The sequence below is a fragment of the Knoellia flava TL1 genome (assembly GCF_000768675.1).
Classification (GTDB): Bacteria; Actinomycetota; Actinomycetes; order Actinomycetales; family Dermatophilaceae; genus Knoellia; species Knoellia flava.
In genome coordinates, this window is record NZ_AVPI01000032.1 from 1 (window position 1) to 21,804 (window position 21,804).

Here is a 21,804-nt window from a genome sequence, read left to right on the forward strand (position 1 = left end):
CACGCCGTAGGGGTCCGGCGGCGGCCGGCGCCCGCCGTGGCGCCCTCCGGTCCCGGTGCCCTCTCCGGCCGGCTCGCTGGGGTCCTGCCCTGCGCGGTGCTCGCGAGACTCGGGCGACGGGTTCCGGTCGACGGGTGGCATGGGCCGCGTCGGGTCGACCGGGCGCACCGGCTCGGTCGGCTCGTCGCGGCGGCTCACCCCGCGACCTCCTCGACGCCGGGCAGGCCGAAGTGCTCGTCGCCGACCGGCTCGACGAGCCCGTCCTCGACGAGCCCGGCCAGGCACCGGTCGACCTGCTGCTCGTCCCGACCGGGAGCAAGCGCCTCGCGCAGCACTGGTCCCGGGCTCTCGCGCAGCGCCTGGACGATGACCCCGCGCACCTGCCGGTCGGTGCCGTGCCACTTCTGTCCTCGCCGCGGAGGGCCGTCGTATGCCGGCCGCCCACCGAGCACCCACGCGCACCTGCCGACGACCGGGCAGTCGTCGCACCGCGGGCTGCGGGCGGTGCAGACGAGCGCGCCGAGCTCCATGACGGCGACGTTCCACGTGGCGGCGTCCTCATCGTCGACGGGCAGGAGGTCGGCGGCGAGCGCCACTTCGGCCCGCGTCATCGACGGCGCCGCCTGGGCCACGCCGCTGACCGCCCGCGCCTGGACGCGGCGGACGTTGGTGTCGACGACGACAGACCGGTCCCCGAAGGCGAAGGCGGCGACGGCCGCCGCGGTGTAGTCGCCGATGCCGGGCAGTGCCCTCAGATCGGCCTCGTGGCGCGGCACCTCCCCATCATGCCGCTCGGTGATGACGACCGCGGCCTCGTGCAGGCGCAGCGCGCGGCGGGGGTAGCCGAGCCGGCCCCAGGCCCGCACGACCTCGCCGGGCGACTCGGCGGCGAGTTGCGCCGGGGTGGGCCAGCGCTCCATCCACTGGCGCCAGATCGGTTCGACCCGGCCCAGCGGCGTCTGCTGCGACATGACCTCGGAGAGAAGGACGCCCCACGGCGAGCACGACGGCTCGCGCCACGGCAGCGGCCGGGAGTTGACGGCATACCAGTCGAGGACCGCGCCGTGCAGGGCGGCGAGGTCGGTCGCGGAGGGACGCACGGCGCTCACGGTGCCCGGCCCGGGTCAGACGTAGCGCTCGAGGATGCTGCTCTCCGCGAGTCGCGACAGGCCCTCGCGGACGAGCCGCGCACGGCCCTCGCCGACGCCCTCGACACTCATGAGGTCGTCGACACCGGCGGCGAGGAGCTTCTGGAGGCTGCCGAAGTGCTCGACGAGGCGGTCGACGATCGCGCCCGGGAGGCGGGGGACCTTGCTGAGCATGCGGTAGCCGAGCGGGCTCACCGAGGAGTCGAGCGCGTCACCGGACACGATGAAGCCGAGCGCCTTGGCGCCGGCGGACGGGTCGAGCAGCTCGGTGGCGTCGATGTCGGTGAGGTTGGCGGTCGCCTGCGCCAGGTCGTGCTCGCCGCGCGACTCGTGCAGGTAGTCGCGGATGACGAGGCCGAGGTCGTCGGAGAGACCGCCGGTGAGCTCCTCCAGCTGGAGGCTGAGCAGGCGGCCGTCGGTGCCGAGCTGGAGGACGTAGTCGCCGATCTCGTCCTTGATCCGGCGCACCATCTCGAGGCGCTGGAGGACGTTGGCGACGTCGCGGACGGTGACGAGGTCCTCGATCTCGAGCGCGGAGAGGGTGCCGGTGACCTCGTCGAGGCGCTGCTTGTAGCGCTCGAGGGTCTGCAGCGCCTGGTTGGCGCGGGAGAGGATCGCGCTCGAGTCCTCGAGGACGAAGCGGGACTCGCCGACATAGAGGGCGACGATCCGCATCGACTGGCTCACCGAGACGACGGGGAAGCCGGTCTGCTTCGCGACCCGCTCCGCGGTGCGGTGGCGGGTGCCGGACTCGCTCGTCTCGATGGTGGCGTCAGGCACGAGCTGGGTCGCGGCGCGCAGGATCTTGGTGACGTCGCGGTCGCAGACGATGGCGCCATCCATCTTGGCCAGCTCGCGCAGGCGGGTGGCCGAGAACTCGACGTCGAGCGGGAAGCCGCCGGTCGCGATGGCGTCGACCGTGCGGTCCGTGCCGAGGACGATGAGGGCTCCGGTGCGTCCGCGAAGGATGCGTTCGAGGCCGTCACGCAGCTCGGTGCCGGGTGCGACGGCAGCGAGCGTCGTGCGCATCAACTCGTCCTCGTGCAGCGGCGTGGCCACGTGCTTCCCTCCAGTCGTCGCAGGTCAGGTCTCCCTGACCCGATGGCGAGTCTAACGGCGTCGGGCCGAGCTCCCCACGATCCGGTTCGCGAACCCCCTTGTCGCTCGCGAGCCGGTCCGAACAGGCGCGGGAGCAACGGTGCGGTTCGCGAACCTCGTCGGGCGCCTCCGGCCGGGTTCGTCAGCCGACGGGCGTCACGGAGAGCTGGACCGCCTCGAGGACGCTGCCCACCTCGATGACGCGCAGCCCGTCGGGAACCGGGCCTCCCCCGACGACGCCCGGGGGCACGATCGCCGTGGTGAAGCCCAGCCGCGAGGCTTCGGCGAGCCGGCGGTGGGCGCCGGTCACCGGGCGCAGCTCACCGGCGAGCCCGACCTCCCCGAACGCGACGGTGCCCGGCGGGAGGGGCTGGTCGTTGATCGCGCTGGCGAGGGCGAGCGTGACGGCGAGGTCAGAGGCCGGCTCGGTGATGCGCACCCCGCCCACGGTCGACGCGAACACGTCCTTGCGCCCGATGGGCGCACGGGCGCGGGTGCCGAGCACCGCGAGGATCATGCCGACCCGCGCGGAGTCCAGGCCGCTCGTCGCCCGCCGCGGGTTGGGCACCTCGCTCTGGTCGACGAGCGCCTGCACCTCGGTGACGAGCGGGCGGCGGCCCTCGAGCGTCACCGTGACGCACGTGCCGGGAACGGCTGCGGTGCGGTTGGAGAGGAAGAGCCCGCTCGGGTCGGTGAGGCCGGTGATGCCGACGTCGGACAGGTCGAAGCAACCGACCTCGTCGGTGGGGCCGTAGCGGTTCTTCACCGCCCGGACGAGCCGCAGGCGACTGTGCCGGTCGCCCTCGAACTGGACGACGACATCGACGAGGTGCTCGAGGACCCGCGGGCCGGCGATCGAGCCGTCCTTGGTGACGTGGCCGACGAGCAGGGTCGCGATGCCCCGGGACTTGGCGGTGGCGATGATGCTCGCCGCGACCTCGCGAACCTGCGAGACGTTGCCCGCGGAGCCGTCGACCTCGGCGCTGCTGATCGTCTGCACCGAGTCGACGACGAGGAGGTCGGGCGCGACCTGGTCGATCTGGCCGAGGACGGTGGCGAGGTCGGTCTCGGACGCGAGGTAGAGGGTGCGTGCCATCGCCTCGATGCGCTCGGCCCGGCTGCGCACCTGCGCTGCCGACTCCTCGCCGCTGACGTAGAGGACGCGTCGCTCGGCACCCGGCTCGCCACCACGCGCAGCGCGGCCGGCGACGTCGAGGAGCAGGGTCGACTTGCCGATGCCGGGCTCGCCGGCGACGAGGACCACGGCCCCGGGCACGAGCCCGCCACCGAGGACGCGGTCGAACTCGGGCACACCGGTGCCGCGAGCCTCGGCCCGGCTGGAGTCGACTTCACCGATGGGCACCGCCGGGCGCTCGACGCTCTTGACGGCGGTCGTGCGCGCGCTCACCGCACCGACCTCGGTCACCGATCCCCACGCCTGGCACTCGCCGCAGCGGCCCACCCACTTGACGGTCGTCCACCCGCACTCCGTGCACCGGTATGCCGGTCGCGCGCCCTTCGCTGCCATGGCCGCCAACCTAGGTCAGGGCACCGACACCGGCTCGGCGACGCCCCGGGCGGCGTGGCCGGCGGCGAGGGCGAGCGAGAGCCCGGCGGCCGCCAGCCAGAGGACGGCCGGCCCACGGTCGAGCAGCGGGGCCGACACGAGTGGGGCGACGACGGTGGCCACGCCCCACGAGAGCCCGAAGATCGTCATGACCGCGGCGCCGAGGCCCGGGCCACCCATGCGGGCGGCCGTCGCCTGGTAGGTGCCGAGCAGGAACGCCCCGCTCGCGCCCTCGAGGACGGCACCGGCGACGAGCCCGGTGACCGAGCCCGTCGCCCACAACCCGAGGCCCGCGGCGAGGACGAGGTGACCGACCACGAGGGCTGTGACGGCCGGCATACGGGTCTCGACGCGGGCGAGGAGCCGCTGCGCGCCGATCGCCGAGGCGGCCGCGGCGGCGAGCAGCCAGCCGGTCATCGACGTCGGGTGGCCGGCGCGGTCGACGGCCAGCGGAAGCATGAAGACGATGACCATGACGAGGGTCGCGTGGACCGTGCCCACCCCGGTCCACGCGAGCAGCCGCGGGGTGAGGGCCGAGCGCCACGGCGACGGGTGCCGCTCCGCGTGCGCCGACGGGAGCAGGACGAGGGCGGCGACCGCCGCGAGCGCGCTCGAGACGGCGTCGCACACGAAGATCGCCGAGACGCCCCAGCGCCCGAGCAGCGCCGCGAGCAGGCCGGAGACGACACCGGCGACGGCGAGGGTCGACCACAGCAGCGCGAAGGCCGACGCCTGCCGTGACGGCTCGATGGTCTCGGCGATGACGGCCTGCGTCGCGGGCTCGACGATCTCGTAGGCGAGCCCGAGCGCGAGGACCGCCGCGACGACGACGGGGACGGAGTCGCCGAGCGCGATCGCGAGCAGCGCGACGGCACCGGCGAGGAGCCCGCCGGCGATCGTCCAGCGCGCTCCGACCCGGGTGGCGAAGACGCCGCCGAGGATCCGGCTCGGGACGGTGCAGGCACCGAAGACGGCGAGGACGACCCCGACGGCTGACAGCGACATCCCGAGGTCACGGGCGAGCCGCAGCCCGAGGAAGCTCATCCCGAACCCGCCGAGTCGGTTGACGACCCGCACGGCGACGACGGCGTGCAGGACGGAGCTCGGCTGGGTCAGGGGCACGGCCGACACCGTATGCCGTCGGCCGGACAACGCGGCAGCGCCCGCTCCCCGTGCGGGGGCGGGCGCTGCGGTGGTGCGTCGTGGGTGGCTGGATCAGCCGGCGACGACGTTGAGCGCGACCTTGGCCTGGACCTCGGGGTGCAGGCGGACGAGGGCCTCGTGGGCGCCCGTGGTCTTGATCGGGGTGGGGACCTCGATCTTGCGCTTGTCGATCTCGGTGCCGATGGCGTCCTTGACGGCCGCGGCGATGTCGGCGGTGGAGACGGCGCCGAAGAGGCGACCCTCCTTGCCGGCGTGCGCCGGGACGTTGACGGCCTTCGACTCGAGGTTGCCCTTGATCGACTGGGCCTCCTCGAGCGACTTCACCGCGCGGACCTCACGGCCCTTGGCGATGGAGTCGACCTGCTTCTGGGCGCCCTTGGTCCACGCCGTCGCGAGACCGCGGCGGAAGAGGAAGTTGCGGGCGTAGCCGTCCTTGACGTCGACGACGTCACCGGCGGTCCCGAGGTTGGAGACCTCGTGCGTGAGAATGACCTTCATGTTCTCTCTCCTTCGGTGGTCGCGCGTCAGCGGGACGAGCTGGAGTAGGGAAGGAGCGCCATCTCACGGGCGTTCTTGACCGCGTTGGCGATCAGACGCTGCTCCTGGACGGACACGCCGGTCACCCGACGGGCGCGGATCTTGCCGCGGTCGGAGATGAACTTGCGCAGCAGCGCAGTGTCCTTGTAGTCGATGTTCTCAACCTTCGCCGCCTTGAGCGGGTTGGCCTTCTTCTTGGGCTTGCGCACAACTGGCTTGGCCATCGTGGTGCTCTCCTTCTGCCGAGTGCCTCGGCGGATGAGCCCTGGTCACCCAGGGATGGTGTGAATCTGTGGTGGTTGTCGAATCAGAAGGGGGGCTCGTCGTAGGCGGGGGCGTTGCCCCAGCCTCCCTGGCCACCCTGCTGTCCCTGCGAACCCTGCTGCGGCGCCTGCTGGCCACCGCCCTGGTTCCAGCCGCCGCCCTGGCCGCCCTGCTGCCCGCCACCCTGGGGTGCGGAGCCGCCGGTGGCCCACGGGTCGTGCTGGCCGGAGCCACCCTGGTCGCCGCCGAAGCCGCCACCGCCGCCACCGCGGGAGGTCTTGTTGACCTTCGCCGTCGCGTACTTCATCGAGGGGCCGACCTCGTCGACGTCCATCTCGATGACGGTGCGCTTCTCACCCTCCTTGGTCTCGTAGGAACGAGACTTCAGGCGGCCGGTGACGATGACGCGGGTGCCCCGCTGGAGGGACTCGGCGACGTTCTCCGCCGCGTCACGCCAGACCGAGCAGCGCATGAACAGCGTCTCGCCGTCCTTCCACTCGTTGCTCTGCCGGTCGAACGTGCGCGGCGTGGAGGCCACGGTGAAGTTCGCGACGGCAGCGCCCGACGGGGTGAAGCGCAGCTCGGGGTCACCGGTGAGGTTCCCGACGATCGTGATGACGGTCTCGCCTGCCATGGATCAGATCCCCTTTGGTCTGGTGCAAAACGACGATGGGTATGCGGTGCTGGTGCGGGTGGCTCAGGTGGTGCAGGGTCCAGCGGGTGTCGCTGGGGTGGAGACGATCAGGCGGAGGGACGAAGGAGCTTCGTCCGCATGATCGACTCGTTGAGGCCGAGCTGGCGGTCCAGCTCCTTGGCCGTGGCCGGCTCCGAGGTGAAGTTGACGACGGCGTAGATGCCCTCGGCCTTCTTCTTGATCTCGTAGGCCAGGCGACGACGGCCCCAGATGTCGACGTTGTCGACGGTGCCACCGTCCTTGGTGATCACCGTGAGGAACTTGTCGAGCGACGGCTGCACCGTGCGGTCGTCAAGCTCCGGGTCGAGGATGACCATGAGTTCGTACTGACGCATGCGTTAACCCGCCTCCTTCGGTCTGAACGGTCACGGTCTCTCCGTGACAGGAGGGTATGCATCGCTGCCGACACCGCCGTGGAGCTGTCCACAGGGCACAAGGCAACCGTGCAAGGGTACCGGCTGCACGGCATACGGCTAAATCCGGCGCGGGTCCTCGGAAGTGGCGGACTGCCACGCGCGCACGGCGAGCCAGGCGACGGCGGCGACCCGCCCGAGGAGGGCGACGGCATACCAGCCCGCGGGGAGTGAGCGGTCGGGATCGGAGAGCCCGCCGAGGTAGAGCCAGACGGCGACGAAGTGCACCGCCTCCGCGAGCGCCCAGACGAGGTGGTCGCGCCACCGCAGCCCGGCGAGCGCGACGAGCGGCACGAGCCAGAGCGAGGCCTGCACCGGGAAGCTCTTGCCGGTGACGAGGACGACGGCGACGACGACGAGGGCGGCGGCGCCGATGCGGGGCACGCTCGGCGAGCCGAGGACGAGCAGCGCACCGAGGCCCACGGCGACGACGACGCCGAGGACGGCCACCGCCGTGAGGACCCCTGCGGACCACGGGCTGCCGGAGAGGGTCGGGACGTACCAGACCGAGCCGAGCCCGGCGAGGCTGTCGGCCCACAGGCCCCACGAACGGGTGAGGAGCACCGGCCGGACCAGGAGCAGCGGCACGGCGACGACCGCGACGGCCGTCAGCGCGCCGGCAGCGACCCGGACGAGCTCGCGCTCGCGCCCCGTGCGCCACGCGAGGACCGCGACGACGACGAGCAGCAGACCGGGGTAGGTGCGGGCGAGGAACCCGGCCCCGAGGAGGGCGCCGGCCAGCGCCGGATGTCGGCGCGACCAGGCCCACAGCCCACCCGTCGCCAGCGTGACGCCGAGGAGGTCCGGCGAGAGGAGCAGCGTGAGCGCAGCGACGGGCGCGAGGACGACGTGGTGCGCCCCGAGTGCGCCGCGCGGCCCCGCGTCGCGCACCCACCAGCCGATGAGGACGAGCGCGACCAGCGACAGCAGCGCCCAGACGCCGAGGACCCAGCGCTGGGTCGCGAGCGGGTCGCCGCCGGGGCCAAGGCCCGCGACCGTCGAGACGAGGGCCGACGTGAGCGGCGGGTGGTCGAGCGGGACGTCACCGCGCAGCCAGGCCGCGAGCCCGCCGGAGGCTCCGGTCGTCTGCGTCGAGACGGCGAGGTCGGAGTAGCAGAACCGCCAGAACGGCTCCTGGCCTCCCCAGCCGCGGTCGAGGCACGGCGCCTGCTTCCACAACGACGCGAGCACCGGCAGCGCTGCGAGCAGCGCCACCGGTGCGAACGCGGCGGTGGGTCCCCCGGGACCCGCCCGGTCGGGGACGGGCGAGGTCACGCTCAGCCGCCGCCCCCTGCCCCCGTCGTGGGCGTCGGGTCGGGGAAGGGCAGCGTGATCGACGGCTTCGGACCCTTGGTCTTGGTCGGCTTCGGCGTCTCCGTGGGAGTCGGCTCCGCGGACGGCGTCGTGGGCGTCGGCTCCGGCGTCGGCTCCGGCGTCCGCTCGGGCTCACGCGTGCGCGTCGGCTCCTGCGTCCGGGTGGGCTGCTGGGTGCGCTTCGGTGCGGCGTTCTTGTTGATGTATGCCGGCTCCGGGAACTTCAGCTTCTCCATCCCGTCGGTCGCCGCGCGCATGTAGTCGGTCCAGATGCGCACCGGGATCGTGCCACCGGTGATCGACCCCCAGCCGGGGACGTCGTCCATCTGGTTCTCCTCCTTGATGGACCCGTCACCCTTGTAGAGGCCGACGGCCGTGGCGAGCTGCGGGGTGAACCCGTCGAACCAGGCCGAGTAGTTGTCGCTCGACGTGCCGGTCTTGCCGGCGGCCTCGCGGTTGAGCCGCTCGCCGGCGTACTCGCCGCTGCCCTTCTCGATGACCTGCTGCATCGAGTAGACGACGTCCGAGACGAGGTCCTGGTCGAAGACGCGGGTTGTCCTGGGCTGGGCCTTGTAGTCGAAGGCGCCACTGGTGGACGTCACCGACTTGACGTAGTAGGGGGTGGCGCGCACCCCCTTGGCGGCGAGGGTGGCGTAGGCGTTGGCCATGTCGATGACCTTGACGCTGTCGCTGCCGAGCACGTTGGCGTAGTTGGGGTTGAGCTTGGTCGTGATGCCGGCCTGCTTCGCCGCGGCCGCCGTCTTCTGCGGCGTCGCGAGGATGTTGAGCTGGGCGAAGACGGTGTTGACCGAGTCCGCCGTCGCCTCGGGCACGGTGACCCGGCCGTAGTCGCGGTCGTTGAAGTTGCGCACCCCGCCGCGACGGTTGAAGTCGGTCGCCCCGGCCGGGTTCTCGAACTCGTCGAAGTACTGCGGGCTGTTGCCGTCGAAGGACTGGCGGATGCTGAGGTCTCCGCTCTGCAGGGCGGCGATGAGGGTGAAGATCTTGAAGACGGAGCCGGCCTGCATCGTCGCGTCGGTGGCGGTGTTGAACTGGTTCTTGGCGTAGTCGCTGCCGCCGTAGAGCGCCTCGACGGCGCCGTCGCCCGGCTTGACCGAGGCGAGGCCGACGTTGATGCCCTTGATCCCCTTCATCCGGTCGGCGATCGACTTCACCGCGGCGGCCTGCTTCTTCTTGTCGATCGTCGTGACGATCCGCAGGCCACCGGTGGAGATGTCCCCTTCGTCGACCTTGACCTTCTTGAGGAGCTCGTCCTTGACGAGCTGGACGAGGTAGCCGTTGGTGCCGCCCACGGACGGGGGCCGGTAGGGCGCGAACTGCTTGTCCGTCGGGAAGGTGGCGGCAGCGCGCTGCTCCGGGCTGAGCCAGCCCTGTTCCTCCATCGCGTCGAGGATGTAGGCGGAGCGGGTCTGGGCGTTCTGCTTCTGCTTCTCGCCGAGGCGGGGGTCGTAGAAGGACGGGCCGCGGATGGCGGAGGCGAGGAAGGCACCCTCGGCCGGGGTGAGCTTGGAGACGTCCTTGTTGAAGTAGGCCTTGGACGCCGTCTGGATGCCGTAGGCGCCGCGTCCGTAGTAGATCGTGTTGAGGTAGTTCTCGAGGATCTCCTCCTTGGACTGCTGGCCGTCGATCTTGACCGAGATGAGGATCTCCCGGGCCTTGCGCGACAGCGTGCGGTCCTGGCTGAGGAAGTAGTTCTTGACGTACTGCTGGGTGATCGTCGAACCACCCTGGGTGGCCTCACCACCCTTGATCGCGACCCACACGGCGCGCGCGATGCCGGTCGGGGAGATGCCGTTGTTCTCGTAGAAGTTGCGGTCCTCGGCTGCGAGCAACGCCCGCTGCACGTGCACGGGCACCTGCTCCAGCTTGACCGACTCGCGGTTGTACTCGGACACGCGCCCGATCTCGGACTTGCCGTCGGCGTAGTAGATAACCGAGGTCTGCGCCGTCGCCACCTCGTTGGGCTCGGGCACGTCCGTCATGGCGTATGCGATCCCCACCCCGGCGACGCCGAGGACGAAGAGCCCCAGCATCGTGTAGAGGAGGCGGCGCGGCCAGCGGCGCTGGGGTCCGCCACGGGAGCGGCCGGCGCGGCCGGTGCGTCCGTCGGTGCGGCGACGTGCCTCTGCGCGCGAACGGGGTGCGGTGCTCATGAACATCTTTCGGGGGAAGGCAGCGGTGCGGACGTGGGCGCGATCCGCTCGAGGGCAGACCGCGCCATCTCCAGTATGACGCCCCCAACCTGAGTGCGACGTTCAGGAAAGCCGCCGTCGCCCACCCCGACACCCCGACTTCTTGCCACTTTCAGCGTCCGAACGCCCGGTGCGCCGCTCCCGGAAGCCGCTGCAAGTGGCAACAAGTCGGCTCGATGTATCGCGCCGATATAGCCGTGAGGTACAGTCGCGCTGACAAGGTCCGAGTTTGTCAGTCGGCGACCTGCACACGACGAAGCGAGGAGGTGCGGATGAGCAAGCGGTCGGAGCTGCTCGACTTCGCGCTCCTCGGGCTCCTCCACGAGGGTCCGGCGCACGGCTACGAGCTGCGCCGTCGCCTCAACGAGGCGCTGGGAGCGTTCCGGGCGCTGTCCTACGGCACGCTCTACCCCGCCCTCTCCGGGCTGGTCGACCGCGGGCTCATCGCCCAGTCCTCGGCGCCCGCACCGCCGGCGTCCCGCGGGACGTCCCGGTCGGCCCCCAGTGCGTCCGCGAGGGCGGGCGGCCGCAACCGGATCGTCTACGAGATCACGGCGGCCGGCAAGGAAGCCTTCGACGAGGCCGCGCGGCGCATCGACGCCGCGGCCTACGAGGAGGATGGGTTCGGAGTGCGACTCGCGTTCTTCGCGCGGACCGAGGCCGACGTCCGCCTGCGGATCCTCGAGGGCCGGCGCTCCCGCGTCGAGGAGCAGCTCGAGACGGTGCGCTCCAACGCGACCCGCAACCGCGAGCGCATGGACTCCTGGACCTCGGCCCTGCAGCGCCACGGCGAGGAGAGCACCGAGCGCGAGGTCCGCTGGCTCACCGAGCTCATCGACGCCGAGCGCCGCCACCCCACCGACCCCGGCCCCCAGCCATGACCCGGCCACAGACCACCTCCCGCCCACAGAACGACCGGGCAGGCCGGCATACGCCGGTCGACACCGGCACACCACCGAAGGGAAACACCACCATGGGTTCGATCCGCGTCGCCATCGTCGGCGTCGGCAACTGCGCGAGCTCGCTCGTGCAGGGAGTCGAGTACTACAAGGACGCCGACGCGAGCGCGTCGGTGCCCGGCCTCATGCACGTCCAGTTCGGCGACTACCACGTCAAGGACGTCGAGTTCGTCGCGGCGTTCGACGTCGACGACAAGAAGGTCGGCAAGGACCTCTCCGAGGCCATCAACGCCTCCGAGAACAACACCATCAAGATCGCCGACGTCCCCACGACGGGCGTCGAGGTCCAGCGCGGCCACACCCTCGACGGCATCGGCAAGTACTACGCCATGACGATCGACGAGTCCCCGGCCGAGCCGGTCGACGTCGTCGCCGCGCTCAAGGCCGCCGAGGTCGACGTGCTCGTGTCCTACCTCCCCGTGGGCTCGGAGCAGGCCGACAAGTTCTATGCCCAGTGCGCCATCGACGCGGGCGTCGCCTTCGTCAACGCCCTCCCCGTCTTCATCGCCTCCGACCCCGAGTGGGCGGCGAAGTTCGAGGCGGCCGGCGTCCCGATCATCGGCGATGACATCAAGAGCCAGGTCGGCGCGACGATCACCCACCGCGTCATGGCCAAGCTCTTCGAGGACCGCGGCGTCACGCTGGACCGCACCTACCAGCTCAACGTCGGCGGCAACATGGACTTCAAGAACATGCTCGAGCGCGAGCGCCTCGAGTCCAAGAAGGTCTCCAAGACGCAGGCCGTCACCTCGAACCTCACCGGCTCGCTCGCCGGCGTCGTCGACAGCAAGAACGTCCACATCGGCCCGTCCGACTACGTCGCGTGGCTCGACGACCGCAAGTGGGCCTACGTCCGCCTCGAGGGTCGCGCCTTCGGCGACGTGCCGCTCAACCTGGAGTACAAGCTCGAGGTGTGGGACTCCCCCAACTCGGCCGGCATCATCATCGACGCCATCCGTGCGGCGAAGATCGCCAAGGACCGCGGCGTCGGCGGCGCCCTGCTGTCCGCGTCGAGCTACCTCATGAAGTCCCCGCCGGAGCAGCGTCCCGACGACCTCGGCCGCGCGAAGCTCGAGGCCTTCATCGCCGGCACCGAGGAGCGCTGAGCGCAGCCCCTCGCCTCTCCGTTGGTCGAGAGGAGACAGGACCCCGCTTCCGTATGCCGGAGGCGGGGTTTTGCCTTCTTTCGACGGCTTTCGTGGCCGGGCGTCAGGGGCCGAGGAAGACGACGGCGTTGCCGTCGGCGCTGTGGCAGCGCATCGGCGGCGTCGCCTCGGTCGCGAGGCAGGTGACGTCGTACCACTTCTTCGTCACGGTGCTGTAGGTGCGGAACGGCTCGGAGCCGTCCGGCGCGCCCGCCTTGCGGTAGGCGGCACGGACTGCGTCGCTGAAGGCACACGACGTGTCGCGGTTGCCCGACCACGCCGTCGCGACCTCGTCACTCCCGCTCGTCGAGCAGCGCTTCGGGGCGTCGGCCAGTCGCGGCTCGGGCGCGGCGTCGGCGGGGGCGCTGCCGCTCCGGGAGCCGGACGGCGATGGCGGCGACGACACGGTCGCGCCGGCCGTCGCCGCACCCGTGGGGTCAGGCGCGCCGTCCGGCGTCGACCCGAAGAGCTGGGACAGCGTCCAGGTGCCGAGGACGGTGAGCGCGACGAACGTCGCGACCATCGCGGCGACCCGTCCGGGCGTGAAGGTGGGAGCCGGTCCGTCGTGCTCGGCGGGTGCGTGGTCGTCGTGGCTCGACCGCGACGCGTCGTGGCGGGACATCGGACCGACGTGCAGGACGTCCGTAGGCTCGTGGTCGGCGCTCGGCTCGGCATCGGGCGCCGGTTGGACGGCCTCGGGCGCCTGCGTTCGATGGGCCGGCGGGACGGCCTCCGAGGCCCCTGGCACGGATCCCCCGGCACCCGAACGGGCCCGCGCCTCGGCCCGGGCGCGCTCGGCCTGCGCGAGCAGCTCGTCACGCGTGGGCTGCGACGCCACAGCCGCGCCGCACCGGGGACAGAAGCGGGCGCCCGGCGTGAGCTCCCTGTCGCACGCGGTGCAGCGCGCGGGCTCGGTGGGCGTCATGGCGCGAGGTAGACGATCGCGTTCGTGGTGGTCGTGCATCGGACGGGTTCGCCGCCGTCGCAGGAGAGCGAGTACCACTTCTTCGTCACCGGGCTGTAGGCCCGCAGGCTCGTGGCGTCACCCGGGGAACCCGCCTGGCGGTAGGCGTCGCGCACCGATGCCGCGAACTCGCAGGACGTGCGCTCGGTCCCTGCGTATGCCGTCGCGACGGCGTCACTTCCGCTCGTCGAGCAGCGACGGGCCTCGGCCGGGAGCGACGAGGACGCGGAGGGCGACACCTCGGGTGAGCTCGTCGTCGTGGGGACGCTCGTGGTCGGGGCGGGCTGGGCGTCACCGGTCTCCTCGGCCGCCTGGCTCGACGACGAGGCGGTGGCCGGGGTCGTCGGCTGCGGGTCGTCGGAGCCGACGAGCCGGGTGAGCGCGAAGGTCCCGATGAGCGTCAGCACCGCGAAGGTCGCGACCATCGCGAGGAGGCTGCTGCGTGAGGGGCCGGGGCGCGGGTCGTCGCCGTCGTCCGGCTCCGCTCCCGCAGGGATCGGTGTCGCCCGCGGCACGACAGGTGCGGCCTCCTCGTGGGAGGCGGAGCGATGCCACGCCGCCTGAGGGGGCGTCGGCCGCTGAGTTCCGGCCGGGAGGTCGGTGCCGACACCGAGGACCGACCCGAGCTCGACCCGGGCGCCGCACTGCGAGCAGAACGCGGCGTCGACCGGCAGGTCGGCAGCGCAGGTCCGGCAGTGCATGGGACGTCCTCACGTGGGGCTGGGATCAGCCAGCCACGGTAACGGCAGGACCCCCTCCTGCACGAACCGCGGGACGGTCCCCGAGACGGGGGCGGACGGCATACGGAGGTCGTTCCCGTATGCCGTCCGCCCACTTCACGCGCGAACGCCGAGGTCAGCAGGCGTTCGTGCTCGTGATGTAGTGCACGTCGTTGGGGTCGAAGCGCACGCCCTGGACCACGGCGTCGACGACGTTGCCGTCGGCGATCTGCTCGTAGTGGAGGTGCGAGGAGGGCTGACCACCGGACTGGCCGACCTTGCCGATGACCTTGCCCTGGTTGATCGACTGGCCGGCCGAGACCTCGAGCGAGCCGACGAGCAGGTGCGCGTAGCGGGTCTTCCAGCCGTTGCCGTGGCGGATGAGCACCATCTTGCCGTAGCCACCGGGGCCGTCGCCGGCGAACTCGACGGTGCCGCCGGCCGAGGCGCGCACGAGCTTGCCCTTGTCGTCGTTGCCGCTCCCCCAGTTCCAGTCGACCGACTTGAGCGGGCTGTGCTGGTGGCCGTCCGACCAGGTCCAGGCGCTGCCGCGCCACTGGGTGCCGCACTGGAAGGGGGCCTTGAACGCCGGCCGCGTGCCGGCGAGCTCGGCGGTGGGGGCAGCGCTCGCGACGCCGCCGCTCAGGGTGGCCACGGCGACCGCGAGTCCAAGGGTGATCCTGCTCGCTCGTCCGCTGAGGATGCTCATGTCGTGCTCCTTCGTGTCGATGTCCGCCGGGCCCGCTGCCCGACGACCTCGACCCTGCGGGCCGGTCCTGCGAAACCGCTTCGGACGGGTCGGGTCCGCTGCGAATCCGCTGCGGACGGGATTCGACGTCGCCGCTGCATAGCGGCGCGAAGCGGGGTTACCGGTGCGTAGTGGATACGGTTCGGGACATGTCGCACCACGTCGTCTCCGACCTCGTCGCCAACGTCCTCTCGATCGCCGTCACCGTCGGCGACACGGTCGAGGCGGGCACCGAGATCGCCCTCCTCGAGTCGATGAAGATGGAGATCCCGGTGCTCACCGAGCAGGCCGGCACCGTGAGCGAGGTCAAGGTCGAGGTCGGCGACGTCGTCCAGGAGGGCGACATCCTCGCCGTCATCGACTGACGCGCAGCTCGCTCCTCAGCGCGGGAGGACCGCCCGTCACCAGGGCACCCAGTTCGACCGGACGACCTCACCGCCCCTGCTGAGCACGATGCGCGCGTCCCCGGCGAGCGCCTTGTCGAAGACGCAGTAGCCACCCCACGTGTAGCCGTTGCCGCCGGGTCCGACGTTCGCCGGCGACGAGCTCGTGAAGTCGCTGGCCGCGGTCGACGAATGCTGGCAGGTCACCGTCCAGGAGGTGTTGCCGGGGAAGTCGCGGATGTCGAAGTCCATCTTCGGGCAGCCGCCGGCGCAGCTGCCGGTGCCGGTGCCCGTGCCGTTGGACCTGACGTTGTAGATCTCGGGGTTCCTGGGCTCCGGGACCGTGGTCGCCCTCTCGCCCGCCGTGGGGTCGCTCCACCCGGCCTCGCTGTGGGCACGGACCCGCAGACCATGTGTCTCGGAGTAGCCGAAGGTCTGGGCGTGCCGCTCGCGTGCGTCCGGTGCGCGCCAGCTGCCTCCGTCGACGCTGATCTGGACCTGGTCGATCGGCCGGCCGTTGGTCCGCAGGTTCCACGTCCAGGTGATCGTGCGGCCGCTGACGGAGGAGGCGAGCCCGCCGGGTGTGAGCGTCGGGCCGTAGGGGGTGACCTGGTTGCTCGTGGCCTCGGCGGACCTCGTGCCTCCGGTGTTGACGGTCCGGACCTTGACCGTGAGCGGGTCGATGCCCATGTTGGGCAGGGTGATGCGCACGGTCGAGCCGGGCGCGCAACCGCAGGCGTGCGTGCCGGACCGGCCACCGCCTCGCCACTCGATCGAGGAGAACCCACCGGCGCGCGGGGACCCGACCTGCACGTCGATGACGACGGACTTGTCGGGGTTGGGCGTGCGCGCGGTGACCGATGGGTTGCTCGGCACGCCGACCGAGGTGTAGGTCCACGGGTTGCCCTTGGGCGACTCGAGGTCGGCGCCATTCGTCGCCGAGACGGTGTAGCCGTAGCGGCGGCCGTCGTAGGGGATGGTGTCGGCGAGCGTGCGGGTCTGGGCGCCGACCTGTCCGATCTGCGTCCAGCCACCGCCGTCGACGTTGCGGTAGACGGTGTAGTGCTTGAGCGGCGGACCGTTGGGGTTGGTCTGCTGGTTCCACGACACCGTGATCGACTCGGAGTCATAGCCGGCACCGGGCCCGCGCGTCGCCCCGGTGATGCCCGTGACCGCCGGCGGGGTGCCGGCCGACTGCATCTGGACCGCCGGACCGAACGGACCTGCTCCCGCGCCGTTCCAGGCCTGGACCGACACCGAGTAGGGCGAGTTGTTGTCGAGCCCACCGGCGCTCGCGCTCGTCGCGGCGCCCGCGGCGGTCACCGTGCGCACGCCCGCACCCGAGCTCGTCGGCACGAGACGGACGACGTACTTGGTGATCTCCGAGCCCTTGTTGGGGGCCGGTGACCAGCCGACGTCGAGGGTGCCGTCGCCGCGGGAGATCATCCGGACCCCGGAGGTCGCCTCGGGCTTGGTGTCGGGGCGCACCGTGTTGCTCGCCGCGCTCGGCGGGCTGTCGCCCACGGCGTTGCGGGCGAGGACCGTGAACGTGTAGTCCCTGCCGTTGGTGAGCCCCGTGACGGTGCACGGCGACGAGGAGCACTCGAGCGTCCCGCTGCTGCCACCGGACCACCGCACGACGTAGGTCGAGATCGTCACGCCACCGTCGTAGCCGGGCGCCACCCACGACACGCGGGCCTGGCCGCCGGCGATGCGGTCGGCAACCGCGCTGACGCCCGTCGGCGCTGTCGGCTTGCCGCGCATCGTCACCGTGACCCGCCCGGCGGCGGTGCGGTCGGGACCGTCGGAGACGAGCAGCGAGATCGTCGCCGTCGGGCTGGGCTGCGACGTCGCGCGCAGGGTGAGCGTGCACCCGCTGCGCGAGACCTCGATGCCGGAGCCGCTCTCGAGCGCGGCCGCCTCGATCGAGCAGGACGGCTTCTCGAGCGGGGAGTCGAGGTAGCGGCTCACGTCGACCGTCGCGGACTCGCCCTCGTTGAGACCGTCGACGGCGATGGGGCGCATGCGTGGCGGTCCGAGGACGGCGGCCGGGTCCGCCCCATTGGCCCCCGCAGCGGCACCGGCGGCGAGACCGGCCGCGTCGCGGCCGAGGACCTGCACCGGGAACTTCACGGACGGCATACCGGGGGAGGTGACGGTGACCGATCCGGTGCCCGTGGGCGCACGCTCACCGGCACGGAGCGTGACGAGGCGTCCACCGGTCTCCGCCTGCTCGAGCTCGGCGCCGCGGGCCTGCGGCTCCCAGCGCGCCTCGAAGTCGACCTCGTCGAGGTTCATGCCGATGGGCAGCCAGGCGCGGCAGTAGGTCGGGATGTCGATCTCGCGCGGCCGGCCGCCGGCGGCGAGGACGAGCGGTGCGTCCGGGCAGCGCAGGAGCGGCACCTTGGGACCGACCTGGACCGGGATCGAGACGTATGCCGTCCGCACGTCCTTGTCGTCCGGGCTCTCCCTGTCGCTCACCTCGAGCATGAGTGCGCCGGGTCCGACGTAGCCCCCGCGCGAGGTGAGCTCGACCGCGTCGCCGCCCTGCGCCGCGCCGTCCAACGACTGCGCCGGGGAGGTGGACACCGTGGCGGCGGCGGTGATGCTCACGCGCTTGCCGCGCGGGGACCTCACGTGGTCGGAGAGCCGGACCGTCTTGGTCGAGTCCTTGTCGATCTCGATGAGCGTGCCCTCGACGACGAACGGCAGGCCGTTGTCGCCGGCGGGCACGTGGATGATCGCGAGGGCGCGGGCCTCGTCCTCGTCCTCGATGACGTAGGGGACGGTCTGCGGGTGGTCGCGCAGGGTGACGCGGACCTTGCCGTTCTCGATCGTGCCCGCGGGTGACAGGACCTCGACGATCCTCAGCGTCTCGGGGTCCGAGTCGATGTCGGTGTCGTTGGCGAGGGCGTCGACGAGTGCCGTCGTCTCGCCAGGGGTGGCCTTGGCCACGTCGTCCTGAGCGATCGGCGGGTTGATGTGGCCCTCGACGCCACGGACGAGAACGGTCGTGCGCGAGGGGTCGAAGATGCCGTTGTCGATGCCGTAGACGAACTGGTGCGTCGGCGCGCCGGGTGCGGGGGCGACGGTCGTGATGGTGTTGTCGTCCTCGTCGACCTGCCACTGGCGCTGCACCTCGCCGGGGTTGAGGTCCCTGAACTGCATCCGCACGGCGTCGCCCCGGGCGATGAGGTCGTTGCGCAGGACGTGGGCGGTGACGCGCTTGCCGGGGGCGGCGACGACCTCGTCCTCGACGGCGACGGGCGGCTGCGGGTCGCCGGGGCGCACGACGCCGACACGCACGAACGCCTGGCTCGTCGCACCGAAGCGGTCCTGCACCTCGTAGCGGATGAGCTCGGTGCCGGCGGCGTTGGGGTAGCCCTCGTAGCGGATCGTCGACGGGCCGATCGAGACGACGCGCCCGTGGGTGAGGTCGAGCGCCTCGGCGTCCTTGCCGACGATCCCGCGCATCGTCACGGTGTCACCGTCGGGGTCGACACCCGTCGAGGGGATCGTCAGGGTGACCGACTCGCCCGCGGTCACCGAACCGGAGAAGCTGCGGGCGACGGGCGCCTGGTTGGGGGTGGCACGGGTCGGCAGGGGGTTGACGGTGACCGTGAGCCGGCCGGTCTTCGCGCGCTCGGGCGAGCCCTCGGCATACGCGGCGTACTCGATGACGACGTCCTTGGGCGCCGCGAGTGCGGTGAACTCCGGGACGTAGCGGATGAGGTTGCCCGAGGCGAACGCCCGAGGCTCGCTGCCGCCGAGGACCTTGACGCTCCCGGGGTCGAGGACGAGGGGTATGCCGTCCGCCATCGTGTCGTTGTCGAGCACCCCCACCGAGACGCTGTCGCCCTCGCGGACGGTCGCGCGGTCGTCCTCGACCGTCGGTGCCGCCCCGGCGACGGGCGGCCGCTGGACGACGTTGATGCGACCGGTCGCGCGCTTGGTGCCGTCGCTGATGGTGTACTCGACCGTGCCCTGACGGCTCCCCTCGCCGCTGATCGGCGACGGCTCGAGGGCCTCGATGCGAACCCACCGACCCTGGTAGATCGTCGGGCGGAGCCAGCCGTTGTCGGCGTCGACCTTGGCGCTCTGGGTGACGACGACATCGGCGCGTGGGCTGTAGTCGTTGGCGAGGACGTCGACCATCGTCGGCGACTGGTCGCGCAGCGTCGCGCCGTCGGGCACCGCGACCGGTGGCGCCTCGGGGTCGGCGGGCTCGACGACGTCGATGCGGATCCGGCCCGGGCTCACGGTGCCACCGGACTGGGCGGCATAGGCGAGCTCGGTCGTCCCGAGTCCGTTGGGCGTCACCGTGACGACGCCGGTCGTGAGGTTGGTGTCGACGTCGAGCGGTCCGGTCGGCGCGACCTCGCCGGCGAGGCGGAGCCGGGCGTCGGGGTCACCGGGGTCGGCGCCGGGGATGTCGTTGCCGAGCGGCTCGAGCTGGACCGGCTTGCCGAGGACGGCGCGCACGACGTCGGGCTGCGTCGTCGGAGGGACGGCGTTGGGCTGCGCGAGGTCGAGGACCGTGAGGTTGACCTCGCCCTTGCTGCTCTGGCGGCCGTCGTTGATGGCGTAGGGGACGGTGGCGGGACCCGGCTTGACCGGCGCGCTGATCCCGACCCTGTTCTGCCCGTCGATGACCGTGCTCGGGTCGGCGGCGTCGACGGTGAGCGGGTCGCTCTCGCCGTCGCGCCAGTCGCCGAGGACGGAGGCGGCGACTCGGCCACCGGAGACGACGGGGTAGGTCCGGCGGGCGAGCTCGGCGCGCCCCTCACGCAGCTTCGGCGGGGTGTTGACCTCGTCCCCGACGACGGTGAGGACGATCTTGGCCGACGCCTTCTCCTTGGCCTTGCCGTTGCTCACCTTGTAGGAGAACGTGATCGTCGACGACGACGGGTTCGCGGGCACGTTGACGTCGACCGTCTGACCGTCGCTCGACACGGTCGCGGTGACGTCCGGTGCGCTCGGCGCGGTGAGGTCCTTGGGGTCGATCGCGAGGATCGATGCCTTGGCGTCGGTGTCGTTGTCGAGCGGGTGGATCTTGCTCGTGCGACCCGGGCGGACGCGCAGGTTGTCGGGCATCGCCTTGGGCGGCTGGCTCACCTGGTTGTCGTCGACGACGTTCTCGTCCTTCTTGTCGTTGTCGTCGTCCTGCCTCGTGGGTGGGATGAGCGCGTCCCAGTTGTCGATCTTCTGCTTCGTCGAGTCGAGGTCCCAGACGTCGCCGGTGTCGAGCTGGTTGAGGACGACGTTGCCGCGGTTGACGCGGAAGGCGACGCCGTCGCGCACGACCGCCTCGCCGACTCCGCCCAGCGAGCCCGCGGCGACGGCGTCGCTGCGTCCGCAGTTGGCGCCGTAGAAGACATTGCCGGTCTCGGCCCACGCGGCGTGCAGGCAGCCGCGGAGCACGACCGGGCGGGTGACGAGCGGCGGCTCGGCCGCGCGGTTGGCCTGGTCGCGCACCTCGACGCCTCCGACGCCGTCGCCGCTGCCGTCGAGGCTCACGGGACGTGCCGCGACCGCGTTGGCGACGACGACCGTCGACGCCTCGGGTCCGGGCACCTGGAGGGCGGCGTATGCCGGCCCGTCACCGAGAGCGGCCCCGGCGCTCACCGGCTCCTCGCGCCCCTCGACGTGCAGCTCGTCGCGGTCGGGGTCGTAGAGAACCCAGGTATCGCCGACAGCGGTGACGTCGAGCAGAGGGGCGCGCACGTCGGTCGTCGTGGTCACCGGCTTGGCGAAGCCGTCGGCGGTGGGGGTGATCGTCACGACACGTCCGGTCGCGCCCGAGACGGCGATGACCGCGCCGCTGGCGTCGACCGCCAGCGAGGCCGCGGCACCGATGGTGGCGAGCGGCTTGGCCGTCGTCGTGATGTCCTGGAGGGACTCGATGCCCTCCTTGGGGTCGACCCGTTGGGCCCAGACCTTGCCGGTCTTGGGGTCGACGGTGGCGATCGTGCCGCCGCGCAGGTCAACGGTCGCGGGGACGAACTGTCCGGCGCGCGCCTGGAGGGGCGCAGGGGCAGCCGCGCCGGAGTCACCGGACGTGGCGGTGCGGACGTCGATGGGCGAGAGGGTGTTGCCCGTCGCGATGCCGACGACGGCCGCGCCGTCCTGGAGGATGTCGACCTCGGACCCGTTCGCGAGCGCCGTCGCGACACCGGCGTCCAGCTGGCGGGCCTGGGTGTTGAGGCGGCCGAACTTCGCCTGGGCCGACGAGGAGACCCAGACCGCCCCGTCGCCGACGTCGGCCTCGTGGACGGTCGAGCCCCGGCTCGTGACGGCTGCATACGTGAGCAGGGAGGCGGCGATCGCGACGACGCCGACGGAGGCGATCCCGCGGCGGCTGCGGGTCAACCCCGCGACTCGGCGTGATGTGCGTGTCATGACGAACCCTCACCGCTCACCCCAGTGGGCGAGACTCCCCTTCCCTCGCTCGAACCATGCCACAGGTCCCCCGGG

At 71.9% G+C, this 21,804-nt stretch carries 18 protein-coding genes; 3 read left to right on the forward strand and 15 right to left on the reverse strand.

Annotated elements, in window-relative coordinates; all coding sequences use genetic code 11:
* From N798_RS18735 to N798_RS11110, 11 genes are all read right to left on the reverse strand, one after another.
* On the reverse strand, positions 1-198 hold a 198-nt coding region (locus N798_RS18735), incomplete at its 3' end, for a hypothetical protein (protein ID WP_035948487.1).
* Positions 195-1,109, reverse strand: coding sequence for an HhH-GPD family protein (locus N798_RS11065; RefSeq protein ID WP_035948490.1), 915 nt, complete (start codon positions 1,107-1,109; stop codon positions 195-197). The genes N798_RS11065 and N798_RS18735, both read right to left, overlap by 4 nt.
* Positions 1,110-1,124: 15 nt before the next feature.
* Positions 1,125-2,177 (reverse strand): DNA integrity scanning diadenylate cyclase DisA, encoded by a 1,053-nt coding sequence (gene disA, locus N798_RS11070; protein WP_035948528.1) that lies wholly within the window; start codon positions 2,175-2,177, stop codon positions 1,125-1,127.
* A gap of 211 nt (positions 2,178-2,388) precedes the next feature.
* Complete coding sequence (gene radA / locus N798_RS11075) at positions 2,389-3,774, reverse strand: DNA repair protein RadA (RefSeq protein WP_035948492.1); 1,386 nt, start codon at positions 3,772-3,774, stop codon at positions 2,389-2,391.
* Between the two features lie 15 nt (positions 3,775-3,789).
* Positions 3,790-4,935: an MFS transporter gene (locus N798_RS11080; protein ID WP_156971708.1), complete on the reverse strand. Its 1,146-nt coding sequence runs from the start codon at positions 4,933-4,935 to the stop codon at positions 3,790-3,792.
* 93 nt (positions 4,936-5,028) lie between these two features.
* On the reverse strand, positions 5,029-5,475 hold the full coding sequence (rplI, locus tag N798_RS11085; protein ID WP_035948495.1) for a 50S ribosomal protein L9: 447 nt from the start codon (positions 5,473-5,475) through the stop codon (positions 5,029-5,031).
* A 26-nt stretch (positions 5,476-5,501) separates the two neighbouring features.
* Positions 5,502-5,738 (reverse strand): 30S ribosomal protein S18, encoded by a 237-nt coding sequence (gene rpsR / locus N798_RS11090; protein WP_035904052.1) that lies wholly within the window; start codon positions 5,736-5,738, stop codon positions 5,502-5,504.
* 83 nt (positions 5,739-5,821) lie between these two features.
* Positions 5,822-6,412: a single-stranded DNA-binding protein gene (locus N798_RS11095; RefSeq protein ID WP_035948497.1), complete on the reverse strand. Its 591-nt coding sequence runs from the start codon at positions 6,410-6,412 to the stop codon at positions 5,822-5,824.
* 107 nt (positions 6,413-6,519) lie between these two features.
* Positions 6,520-6,807, reverse strand: coding sequence for a 30S ribosomal protein S6 (gene rpsF, locus N798_RS11100; RefSeq protein ID WP_035948499.1), 288 nt, complete (start codon positions 6,805-6,807; stop codon positions 6,520-6,522).
* A gap of 138 nt (positions 6,808-6,945) precedes the next feature.
* The gene (locus N798_RS11105) at positions 6,946-8,160 is read right to left on the reverse strand and encodes a hypothetical protein (protein ID WP_052117214.1); all 1,215 of its coding nucleotides are present in this window, start codon (positions 8,158-8,160) and stop codon (positions 6,946-6,948) included.
* 2 nt (positions 8,161-8,162) lie between these two features.
* On the reverse strand, positions 8,163-10,373 hold the full coding sequence (locus N798_RS11110; protein ID WP_035948533.1) for a transglycosylase domain-containing protein: 2,211 nt from the start codon (positions 10,371-10,373) through the stop codon (positions 8,163-8,165).
* Positions 10,374-10,684: 311 nt separating this feature from the next.
* Here N798_RS11110 and N798_RS11115 point away from each other — a divergent pair, with 311 nt between their 5' ends.
* Entirely contained in the window at positions 10,685-11,293 is a 609-nt protein-coding gene (locus N798_RS11115) for a PadR family transcriptional regulator (protein ID WP_035948501.1), read from the forward strand.
* A 92-nt stretch (positions 11,294-11,385) separates the two neighbouring features.
* Positions 11,386-12,477, forward strand: a complete 1,092-nt coding sequence (locus tag N798_RS11120) for an inositol-3-phosphate synthase (protein ID WP_035948503.1) — start codon at positions 11,386-11,388, stop codon at positions 12,475-12,477.
* 103 nt (positions 12,478-12,580) lie between these two features.
* Here the strand turns inward: N798_RS11120 and N798_RS11125 are convergent, their stop codons facing one another.
* The 3 genes from N798_RS11125 to N798_RS11135 all read right to left on the reverse strand — a co-directional run bounded on the left by N798_RS11125 (position 12,581) and on the right by N798_RS11135 (position 14,908).
* On the reverse strand, positions 12,581-13,441 hold the full coding sequence (locus N798_RS11125) for a zinc ribbon domain-containing protein (RefSeq protein ID WP_188450466.1): 861 nt from the start codon (positions 13,439-13,441) through the stop codon (positions 12,581-12,583).
* Complete coding sequence (locus N798_RS17410) at positions 13,438-14,181, reverse strand: hypothetical protein (RefSeq protein ID WP_052117217.1); 744 nt, start codon at positions 14,179-14,181, stop codon at positions 13,438-13,440. The genes N798_RS11125 and N798_RS17410 overlap by 4 nt, the downstream gene beginning before the upstream one ends.
* 154 nt (positions 14,182-14,335) lie before the next feature.
* The gene (locus tag N798_RS11135) at positions 14,336-14,908 is read right to left on the reverse strand and encodes a M23 family metallopeptidase (RefSeq protein ID WP_035948506.1); all 573 of its coding nucleotides are present in this window, start codon (positions 14,906-14,908) and stop codon (positions 14,336-14,338) included.
* A gap of 188 nt (positions 14,909-15,096) precedes the next feature.
* On the opposite strand from N798_RS11135, the gene N798_RS11140 reads away from it, so the two are divergent.
* Positions 15,097-15,312, forward strand: a complete 216-nt coding sequence (locus tag N798_RS11140) for a biotin/lipoyl-binding carrier protein (protein WP_035948508.1) — start codon at positions 15,097-15,099, stop codon at positions 15,310-15,312.
* Between the two features lie 36 nt (positions 15,313-15,348).
* On the opposite strand, the gene N798_RS11145 is transcribed toward N798_RS11140, so the two are convergent.
* Positions 15,349-21,729, reverse strand: coding sequence for an Ig-like domain-containing protein (locus tag N798_RS11145; RefSeq protein ID WP_229708772.1), 6,381 nt, complete (start codon positions 21,727-21,729; stop codon positions 15,349-15,351).
* Positions 21,730-21,804 lie beyond the last annotated feature (75 nt).

Bases quoted from the DNA above. Each gene is read 5' to 3' on its own strand.
- N798_RS11095 (WP_035948497.1), bottom strand. From the start codon at position 6,412: ATGGCAGGCGAGACCGTCATCACGATCGTCGGGAACCTCACCGGTGAC.
- N798_RS11110 (WP_035948533.1), bottom strand. From the start codon at position 10,373: ATGAGCACCGCACCCCGTTCGCGCGCAGAGGCACGTCGCCGCACCGAC.
- disA (WP_035948528.1), bottom strand. From the start codon at position 2,177: ATGCGCACGACGCTCGCTGCCGTCGCACCCGGCACCGAGCTGCGTGAC.
- N798_RS17410 (WP_052117217.1), bottom strand. From the start codon at position 14,181: ATGCACTGCCGGACCTGCGCTGCCGACCTGCCGGTCGACGCCGCGTTC.
- rpsF (WP_035948499.1), bottom strand. From the start codon at position 6,807: ATGCGTCAGTACGAACTCATGGTCATCCTCGACCCGGAGCTTGACGAC.
- N798_RS11145 (WP_229708772.1), bottom strand. From the start codon at position 21,729: ATGACACGCACATCACGCCGAGTCGCGGGGTTGACCCGCAGCCGCCGC.
- N798_RS11140 (WP_035948508.1), top strand. From the start codon at position 15,097: ATGTCGCACCACGTCGTCTCCGACCTCGTCGCCAACGTCCTCTCGATC.
- radA (WP_035948492.1), bottom strand. From the start codon at position 3,774: ATGGCAGCGAAGGGCGCGCGACCGGCATACCGGTGCACGGAGTGCGGG.
- N798_RS11135 (WP_035948506.1), bottom strand. From the start codon at position 14,908: ATGAGCATCCTCAGCGGACGAGCGAGCAGGATCACCCTTGGACTCGCG.
- rpsR (WP_035904052.1), bottom strand. From the start codon at position 5,738: ATGGCCAAGCCAGTTGTGCGCAAGCCCAAGAAGAAGGCCAACCCGCTC.
- N798_RS11115 (WP_035948501.1), top strand. From the start codon at position 10,685: ATGAGCAAGCGGTCGGAGCTGCTCGACTTCGCGCTCCTCGGGCTCCTC.
- N798_RS11120 (WP_035948503.1), top strand. From the start codon at position 11,386: ATGGGTTCGATCCGCGTCGCCATCGTCGGCGTCGGCAACTGCGCGAGC.
- N798_RS11125 (WP_188450466.1), bottom strand. From the start codon at position 13,441: ATGACGCCCACCGAGCCCGCGCGCTGCACCGCGTGCGACAGGGAGCTC.
- rplI (WP_035948495.1), bottom strand. From the start codon at position 5,475: ATGAAGGTCATTCTCACGCACGAGGTCTCCAACCTCGGGACCGCCGGT.